Annotated in this window: 7 protein-coding genes; 3 read left to right on the top strand and 4 right to left on the bottom strand. The window is 67.6% G+C overall.

Annotated features, from left to right (window positions below):
• Positions 1–161: 161 nt before the first annotated feature.
• Positions 162–1,910 carry a glycoside hydrolase family 2 protein gene (locus VGP60_RS07195; protein WP_327547090.1) on the bottom strand — a complete coding sequence of 583 codons (1,749 nt, stop codon included), beginning with the start codon at positions 1,908–1,910 and terminating at the stop codon, positions 162–164.
• Between the two features lie 29 nt (positions 1,911–1,939).
• Positions 1,940–2,812, bottom strand: a complete 873-nt coding sequence (locus tag VGP60_RS07190) for a glycoside hydrolase family 16 protein (RefSeq protein ID WP_327547089.1) — start codon at positions 2,810–2,812, stop codon at positions 1,940–1,942.
• A gap of 166 nt (positions 2,813–2,978) precedes the next feature.
• Here VGP60_RS07190 and VGP60_RS07185 point away from each other — a divergent pair, with 166 nt between their 5' ends.
• Positions 2,979–4,232: a glycosyltransferase family 4 protein gene (locus VGP60_RS07185; protein WP_327547088.1), complete on the top strand. Its 1,254-nt coding sequence runs from the start codon at positions 2,979–2,981 to the stop codon at positions 4,230–4,232.
• A 97-nt stretch (positions 4,233–4,329) separates the two neighbouring features.
• Here VGP60_RS07185 and VGP60_RS07180 read toward each other — a convergent pair whose 3' ends face one another.
• On the bottom strand, positions 4,330–4,788 hold the full coding sequence (locus VGP60_RS07180; RefSeq protein WP_327547087.1) for a nuclear transport factor 2 family protein: 459 nt from the start codon (positions 4,786–4,788) through the stop codon (positions 4,330–4,332).
• A 90-nt stretch (positions 4,789–4,878) separates the two neighbouring features.
• On the opposite strand from VGP60_RS07180, the gene VGP60_RS07175 reads away from it, so the two are divergent.
• Together VGP60_RS07175 and VGP60_RS07170 are read left to right on the top strand one after the other, a co-directional pair.
• Positions 4,879–5,451 (top strand): TetR/AcrR family transcriptional regulator, encoded by a 573-nt coding sequence (locus tag VGP60_RS07175; RefSeq protein WP_327547086.1) that lies wholly within the window; start codon positions 4,879–4,881, stop codon positions 5,449–5,451.
• A gap of 32 nt (positions 5,452–5,483) precedes the next feature.
• Complete coding sequence (locus VGP60_RS07170) at positions 5,484–6,248, top strand: SDR family oxidoreductase (RefSeq protein ID WP_327547085.1); 765 nt, start codon at positions 5,484–5,486, stop codon at positions 6,246–6,248.
• An 86-nt stretch (positions 6,249–6,334) separates the two neighbouring features.
• On the opposite strand, the gene aceB is transcribed toward VGP60_RS07170, so the two are convergent.
• The gene (gene aceB, locus VGP60_RS07165; protein WP_327547084.1) at positions 6,335–7,939 is read right to left on the bottom strand and encodes a malate synthase A; all 1,605 of its coding nucleotides are present in this window, start codon (positions 7,937–7,939) and stop codon (positions 6,335–6,337) included.
• Positions 7,940–7,974 lie beyond the last annotated feature (35 nt).

The following is a 7,974-nucleotide window of genomic DNA, read 5'->3' as shown; positions in this document are numbered from 1 at the left end:
AGTTCCTCATCAGCCCCGAAGGCGAGATCCTCGGCCGGTTCCGCCCGGCCACCGAGCCCGAGTCAGAAGCCGTCGTGAAGGCGATCGAAGCCGCGCTTCCCGCCTGAGGAAGGGACCCTTCACGACGCGGCGCACTTTCTCGTGAATGTGCGCCGCCGGGATCACGCACCCCGGCGACGGCCATCGCGACCCGCTTCGATCACCGCGCGGTTCCTCTCCGACACCTTTTGCGGATCCATCTTCAGGACTCGGCGGTCGTAGGTGAAGAAGCCGTTGACCTCGTTCTCGACGTCGATGGTCTGGGTGTAGATCGCGCCGGACAAGCCCTTTTCGCGCACCACGCGTTCCAGCACCTCGCTGACTTCGACGTACCGCGCGGCGAGTTCCTCGGAGCTGCCGGTCATTTCGTACGCCTGCGGCGGTCCCGGCCAGAGATGGTCCTCGACGACGAGCCCGAGCCCGCCGTATTCGCCGGCGACGATCACACGGCCGTCGCGGACCTCCGGGGCGCCGGGGCCGACGTAGGTGTGGTCGTCGTAAATGTCACCCGCGCCCGAATCCGGGCGGGAGAAACAACAGTTGACCCCGCTGTCGGCGTTCACCATGCGGGTGGGGTCGAGCTCGGCGACCAGCGCGGCTATCCGCGCGGTGTCGTACTCGCCCCAGCCCTCGTTGAACGGGACCCAGCCGACGATCGAGGTCACACTGCGCAGCTGGTCGATCATCTCGCGCAGCTCGGCCTCGAAATGGGCCTTGGCCTCGGGAACCGGGTCGGGCGCCGGGCCGGCCGGGCCGTCGAACGAGAACACCGGCGACGGCATGTCCTGCCACACCAGCAAACCCAGCTTGTCGGTCCAGTAATACCAGCGCGCGGGCTCGACCTTCACGTGCTTGCGGACGAAGTTGAACCCGAGTTCTTTGGTCTTGTCGAGGTCGAACTTGAGCGCTTCGTCGGTGGGCGCGGTGTGCAGGCCGTCGGGCCAGAAACCCTGGTCCAGCGGGCCGTGCAGGAAGGTGATCTCGCCGTTCAGCGCGATCCGCGGCCGGCCCTGTTCGTCGGGCACCGTGCCGATCGTGCGCAGGCCCGCATAGCTGCGCACTTCGTCGACGAGCTGTCCGCCGGTACCGATCAGCCGGACGGTCAGGTCGTAGAGGTACGGGTCGCCGGGCGTCCACAAGCGGGGCTCGGGCACCGGCAGCCGGAGCGTTTCGTGGGCGTTCGCGGACTCCCTGGCGAGCTCGTTTCCTTGCGGTTGCGAGACAACAGCCTCGACCCGGCCGATGTGCTCGCCGGAAACCCTGGGCAGCAAGGAAAACCCGGTCAGGTCCGAGGTGATGTCCAGCTTCTCGACGTGCACCGACGGCACCGGCTCCAGCCACACCGTCTGCCAGATCCCGGACGACCCGGTGTACAGGATCCCGCCCGGGGTGTTGCGCTGCTTGCCCAGCGGGAACGGGTCGATGTCGCCCCGGTCTTCGGCGCCGACGACGATCTCCTGCGTGCCGGAGCGGCGGAGCGCCGCGGTGATGTCGAAGCTGAACGACGTGAAGCCGCCCTCGTGCGCGCCGACCCGCTGGTTGTTCACCCAGACCTCCGCGGTCTGGTCCACCGCGCCGAAATGCAGCAGGACGTGGTGGCCCCGCCAGTCGCCGGGGAGCTCGAACACGCGGCGGTACCACATCCGGTCGTCGTGCCTGCCGATCCCGGACAGCGCCGACTCCGGTGGGTACGGCACCAGGATCCGCTCGTCGTAGCCGGATTTCCCGGTGCCGTACTCCCAGATCCCGTTGAGGTTCGACCATCGGTCGCGGACGAGCTGCGGGCGCGGATACTCCGGCAGCGCGTTGTCGGGTCCTACCTCGGCGGTCCATGGCGTGGTCAGCGGCTGCTCAGTCGTCACAGCAGTCATGATCGCACCGGCCATGAGGCAAAACCCGGTCAGGGAAGCTGGGTCCAGTCGACGAAGCTGTCCACATCGGCCGTCGGCTGGTTGCGCGCCTCGAAGCCGATCGGGTCCCAGTTGTTGCTGTGCCACACGTTCTGCAGGAACGGCGCGGGCTTGGTCGGGATGCGCTGCGCCGGACCGCGGTAGTCCCAGAGCGTCACGCGCTGGCCGCCGCGGTTGACCAGGTAGTACGTCACGACGCTCGGCGTCCAGTTGAAGCCGTACTCGAAGAACTCGGTGCCCGAGTCGTACCCGGAGATCGCCGGGACCGACGTCGGCGCGTTCTCGGCCGCGCTGACCGGGACACATTCGCCGAAGTACGTGGAGAAGCAGGTCGAAAGGATGCGGCCGGCCCGCAGGTCGATGACCCGGGAGACTTTCCGCAGGCTGCCGGTGGCGTCCGAATAGTCGGTCCAGACCGTCAGGTAGATGACCTCGGGCTGCGCGCACAGCCATTCGATGTCGATCTCGCCGTTGTCGGGCACCCCGTTGCCGTTGGAATCGGAGTGATCGCCCGAGTAGGTGAAAGCCCCGGTGATCACGCCGACGCGGTCCTGGCCGGCGCAGTTCGCCGCCTTCATCCTGGTGCCGTACTCGCCGTACTGACGCGACGCGGTGGTGGCGATCTGGATCCCGGCGTCCGGGCCGACTCCTGGCCTCGCCTTCAATCGCAACCGGCCGGTGAAGCCGTCGTCGGAGCCGGAACTCGGCACGCGGGTGGTGAACTCGTTGGCACTGGGCACTTTCTGGAAGTACTGCGAGGTCGCGCCGGCCCAGTTCTCCCTGGGCCCGGCGGCCAAGGCCGGTGACGCGGTGGCGAGCAGCACAACCGAGCAGGCAACGGCCAACGGCGGGCCAATTCTCATCGTCGAACCCCTTGCACTGGGCGGTAGTGACGAGCGCACTCAGCGTGATCCCGCTCAGCGAAACGGGTCAAGGTCTAGACCAAATTCTGTCCGGCCCGGACCAAAGCGGACACTTCCGGCAGACGACCCTCGCGAGGCGTTCCCAACTCACGAGTAACCTCCTCCCATGCGCGTACTGATGCTGTCCTGGGAGTACCCGCCGGTCGTGGTCGGCGGCCTGTCCCGGCATGTGCACGCGCTGGCCACCAACCTGGCGAAACACGGCCACGACGTGGTGGTCCTTTGCCGCCACACGGCCGGTACCGACGCCGAAACGCACCCGCGGAGCGACCGCATGGTCGACGGCGTGCGGATCATCCGCGTCGCCGAAGACCCGATGCACCTGACCTTCGAGGTCGACCTCGTCGCCTGGACCCTGGCCATGGGCCACGCGATGATCCGCGCCGCCACGGACCTGCTCCGCACCTGGCAGCCCGACGTCGTGCACGCCCACGACTGGCTGGTCACGCATCCGTCCATCGCCATCGCCGAAGCCGCGCGCGTGCCGCTCGTCGGCACCGTCCACGCCACCGAAGCCGGACGCCACTCCGGCTGGCTCTCGCACCCGCTCAACCAGCAGGTGCACTCGGTCGAATGGTGGCTCGCGAACCGCGCCGACGCGCTGATCACCTGCTCACAGGCCATGCGCAAGGAAGTGGCGCACCTGTTCGAGGTCGAGACCGGCGACATCACCGTCATCCACAACGGCATCGAAGAACGCAGCTGGCAGGTCTCCTCCGACGAAGTCGCCCACGCCCGCTCGGTCTACAGCCCGTCAGGCGCGCCGCTGCTGCTGTTCTTCGGGCGGCTGGAGTGGGAGAAAGGCGTCCAAGACCTGCTGACCGCGCTCCCGCGGATCCGGCGGAGCAACCCCGGCACGCGGCTGGTGATCGCGGGCAAGGGACGGCACCTGGACGAGCTGATCAAACTGGCGCGGAAGCTTCGGATCCGGCGCGCGGTGGACTTCGCCGGGCATCTCACCGATCGCGAACTCCGGGCGGTGCTGGCCGCTGCGGATGCCGTGGTGCTGCCTAGCCGGTATGAGCCTTTTGGGATCGTGGCGCTGGAAGCCGCCGCGGCGAAGGCTCCGTTGGTCGCTTCGACCGCTGGTGGACTTGGCGAAGTCGTGATCGATGGGGAGACCGGGCTGGCGTTCGCACCTGGGGATGTGGACGCGCTGGGGAGCGCGGTCGAAGAAGTTCTCGATGACAAAGTCGCCGCTTCGCGCCGGGCTCGGGCCGCGCAGGCTCGGCTGGCGGCGGACTTCGATTGGGGCCGGATCGCTGAGGCGACGGCGGATGTCTATCGGCGGGCTCGGGTGGGTGAGCCGGTCGAGCTGGGACGGCCGAAGATCGCCACGGGGAACGCTTTCGAGCTCTGACGCCCATCCGCGGCGCCCGCCAAAAGAGTGGTATGAACGGACCTTTCATCTCAAAAACCGAGATGAAAGGTCCGTTCATGCCACTTCCGCGCCCGGCTCAGAACACCGGGAAAGTAACCCCGTATTCCGCCTCCGGCCGGGTCCCGAAGATCCGGCGGTCGCTTTCGTCGATCGGGTGGTCGTTGATGCTCGCCTCGCGACGCCGCATGAGGCCTTCATCGCTGAACTCCCAGAGTTCGTTGCCATAGCTGCGGAACCACTGCCCGTCGGCGTTGTGCGATTCGTACTGGAAGCGCACGGCGATCCGGTTGCCGCGGAAACCCCAGAGTTCCTTGCGCAGCGCGTAGTCCAGCTCGCGTTCCCATTTGGCCGTCAGGAATTCGACGATCTGCGCGCGGCCGACGACGTGCTTGTCGCGGTTTCGCCAGACGGAATCCTCGGTATAGGCCAGCGAGACGCGCTCGGGGTCGCGGGTGTTCCAGGCGTCTTCGGCGGCCTGCACCTTCTTCGCGGCGGTGATCTCGTCGAAGGGCGGGAAGGGCGGGCGTGGCGTCATCAGGCAGCTCCTCGAAGACGGGAGAACGTGCGTTCTCAGCTCTTGCCCTAGAGTAGAGAACGAACATTCTCTGCGCTAGAGGAAGGTGCTGTGCGACACGAAGAAGCGAAGATCCGGCTGCTCGAGACGGCGGAGGAACTCTTCTACGCCCGAGGCGTCCACGCTGTGGGTATGGACGCGATCCGGACGCATTCCGGCGTTTCGCTCAAGCGGCTCTACCAATGTTTCCCGTCCAAGGAAGCCCTGGTCGAGGCCTATCTGCTGCGGCGCGACGAGCGGTGGCGGGGCAGGCTCGCGGACTACGTGACCTCGCACGCCGAGACGTCCGAGGACGCGATCCCGGCGGTGTTCGACTGGCTGCACACCTGGTTCTGCGAGCCCGGCTTCCGCGGCTGCGCGTTCGTCAACTCGTTCGGGGAGCTCGGCCCGACGGCGCCGGGGGTCGCCGCGGCGGTCCGCCTTCACAAGGAACTGGTGCACGCTTACCTGCTCGGCCTTACCGGCGCGGTCGCCGTCAAGAACCCCGAAGAACTCGCGGATCAGCTGCTTTCCCTGGTCGACGGCGCCACGGTGATCGCGGCGATCAGCGGGGAACCGGCCGCGGCGCTGCCCAGCAAAGCGGCGGCAGTCACCTTGCTCACAGCACAGCTCCAGCCAGTTTGACCGATCGGTACAAAACCAATCTAATGGACCGTATGGTCAATAACGAATTTCCCAACCTGTCCGGAAAACGCGCCCTCGTCACCGGCGGCAGCCGCGGGATCGGCGCGGCCATCGTCCGCGACCTGCTCGACGCCGGTGCCACCGTCGTGACGTCGTCGCGCAACCCGGTCGCCGATCTCCCCGAGGGCGTCCACTACGTCCAGGCCGACGTCAGCACGGCCGAAGGCGCCGAAATCCTCGCCAGGGAGACGCTCGCGCATCTCGGCGGGCTCGACATCCTGGTCAACAACGCGGGCGGGGCGACGGCGTTCCCCGGCGGTATCGCGACGATCCCCGACGAACACTGGCAGGCCGCGCTCGACTCGAACTTCCTCAGCGTCGTCCGCCTGACCGCGCGCCTGCTGCCGGCGCTCGCCGAAAGCGGCTCCTCGTCCGTCGTGAACATCGCCTCTTCGGCCACGCTGAGCTCGATGCCCCCGCTCGCGCACTACGCGGCGGCCAAGACCGCGGTGGAGTACTACAGCCGGGCGCTGGCGGCGGAACTCGCGCCGAAGGGCGTGCGCGTCAACATCGTGACGCCCGGCATCGTCACCACACCCGGCGGCGACGTGGCCCGGCAGCACATCGCCGACTCCCTCGGCTTCCCCGTCGAGAACATGACCAAGGGAATCCCCTTGGGCCGCAACGGTATTCCGCGGGACATCGCCGAAGCCGTGCTCTTCTTCGCGTCCGACCGGTCGGTGTGGGTCACCGGCAGCCAGCTCGTCGTCGACGGCGGCGAGCAACTCGGCGCCTGAACGCCGACAGGCCCGGCAGGAGGGAACCTCTCCTACCGGGCCTGTTTTGCCGGTTCTCCTTTGTCAGGTAAACAGAACCGGAGTCTTTAGCGCGCCTCTGTCAGATAGCGCGCATACGCGCCCGTGGTGAGAAAGCTGGGCAGCTTCTCGCCGAGCGCGGTCTCCTCGAAGATCGCGCGGGCGTCGTCGAGCCGGCTGTCGCCGAGGTCGGCACGGACCAGCGCGATCTCCTCGTCGAGGAATCCGGTGACCAGCCCGCGGGTGACGGCGGTGCCGTCTTCGAGCTTCGTGCCGTTGCGGATCCATTGCCACACCTGGCATCGCGCGATTTCCGCGGTCGCCGCGTCCTCCATCAGGTTGGAGATCGCGGCCGCGCCGACCCCGCCGAGCCACGCGTCGACGTACCGCAGCGCCACGTTGATGTTGGCGCGCACCCCGGCTTCGGTCACCTGGCCGCCGGCGCTCGCCACGTCCAGCAGGTCGTCGGACGTCACGACGACGTCGTCGCGTAACTTGCCGATCTGGTTGGGCCAGCCACCGAGGACGTCGTCGAACACGCCGCGGCACACCGGAACCAGTCCTGGATGCGCGACCCACGAGCCGTCGAACCCGTCGTTCGCCTCGCGCTCCTTGTCCTGGCGGACCTTGTCGAGCGCGATCTTGTTGGTCTCCGGGTCCTTGCTCGGGATGAACGCCGCCATCCCGCCGATGGCGTGCGCGCCGCGCCGGTGGCAGGTACGCACGAGCAGTTCGGTGTAGGACCGCATGAACGGCACGGTCATCGTGACCTGCGAGCGGTCCGGCAACACGAAGTCGGCACCGTGCTCACCGAAGTTCTTGATGACACTGAAGATGTAGTCCCACCGGCCCGCGTTGAGCCCGGCGACGTGCTCGCGCAGCTCGTACAGGATCTCGTCCATTTCGAAGGCCGCGGTGATCGTCTCGATCAGCACGGTCGCCCGGACGGTGCCCTGCGGGATGCCGAGTTCCCGTTGCGCCAGCAGGAAAATGTCGTTCCACAACCGTGCTTCGCGGTGGCTTTCCAGCTTGGGCAGGTAGAAGTACGGGCCGCTGCCCCGCGCGAGCAACTGGCGGGCGTTGTGGAAGAAGTACAGCCCGAAGTCGACCAGGCTCGCCGAAACCGGGCGGCCGTCGATGCGGATGTGCTTCTCCACCAGGTGCCAGCCGCGCGGCCGGGCGATGATGGTCGCCGGGTTGTCCCCGATCGTGTACCGCTTTCCCGATTCTGAACGGAAGTCGATGTCGCGGCGGATCGCGTCGAAGAGGTTGAGCTGGCCGTCGATCACGTTGTGCCAGGTCGGCGAGGTGGCGTCCTCGAAGTCGGCCAGCCACACCTTCGCGCCGGAGTTCAGCGCGTTGACCGTCATCTTGCGGTCGGTGGGACCGGTGATCTCGACGCGGCGATCCTCCAGGCCCGCGCCCGGACCGGCCACGCCCCACTCGTCGTCCTCGCGGATGCGGCGCGTTTCCGGCAGGAAGCCGAGGGTCTCTTCGCCGGAGCGGATCTTGTCGCGGCGCAGCCTGCGGGCGTCCAGCACCTCACGGCGGCGACCGGCGAACTCGTTGTCCAGCCGCGCGATGAAGTCCAGCGCCGCCGGAGTGAGGATCTCGTCGAACCGCGGCTCCATGGAGCCCGCGACCTCGATGCGATGAGGAAACCTGGGACGCATAACGAAACCTTCCGTGCCTGGTCAACGGGGTCGTG

Source organism: Amycolatopsis sp. (assembly GCF_036008905.1).
Lineage (GTDB): Bacteria > Actinomycetota > Actinomycetes > Mycobacteriales > Pseudonocardiaceae > Amycolatopsis.
The sequence above is the reverse complement of the archived record's forward strand: the minus strand, read 5'-3'. Positions and strand labels throughout refer to the sequence as shown.

Excerpts from the sequence above, each read along its gene's own strand:
- VGP60_RS07185 (WP_327547088.1), top strand. The coding sequence starts at position 2,979 with ATGCGCGTACTGATGCTGTCCTGGGAGTACCCGCCGGTCGTGGTCGGC.
- VGP60_RS07190 (WP_327547089.1), bottom strand. The coding sequence starts at position 2,812 with ATGAGAATTGGCCCGCCGTTGGCCGTTGCCTGCTCGGTTGTGCTGCTC.
- VGP60_RS07195 (WP_327547090.1), bottom strand. The coding sequence starts at position 1,910 with ATGACTGCTGTGACGACTGAGCAGCCGCTGACCACGCCATGGACCGCC.
- aceB (WP_327547084.1), bottom strand. The coding sequence starts at position 7,939 with ATGCGTCCCAGGTTTCCTCATCGCATCGAGGTCGCGGGCTCCATGGAG.
- VGP60_RS07180 (WP_327547087.1), bottom strand. The coding sequence starts at position 4,788 with ATGACGCCACGCCCGCCCTTCCCGCCCTTCGACGAGATCACCGCCGCG.
- VGP60_RS07170 (WP_327547085.1), top strand. The coding sequence starts at position 5,484 with ATGGTCAATAACGAATTTCCCAACCTGTCCGGAAAACGCGCCCTCGTC.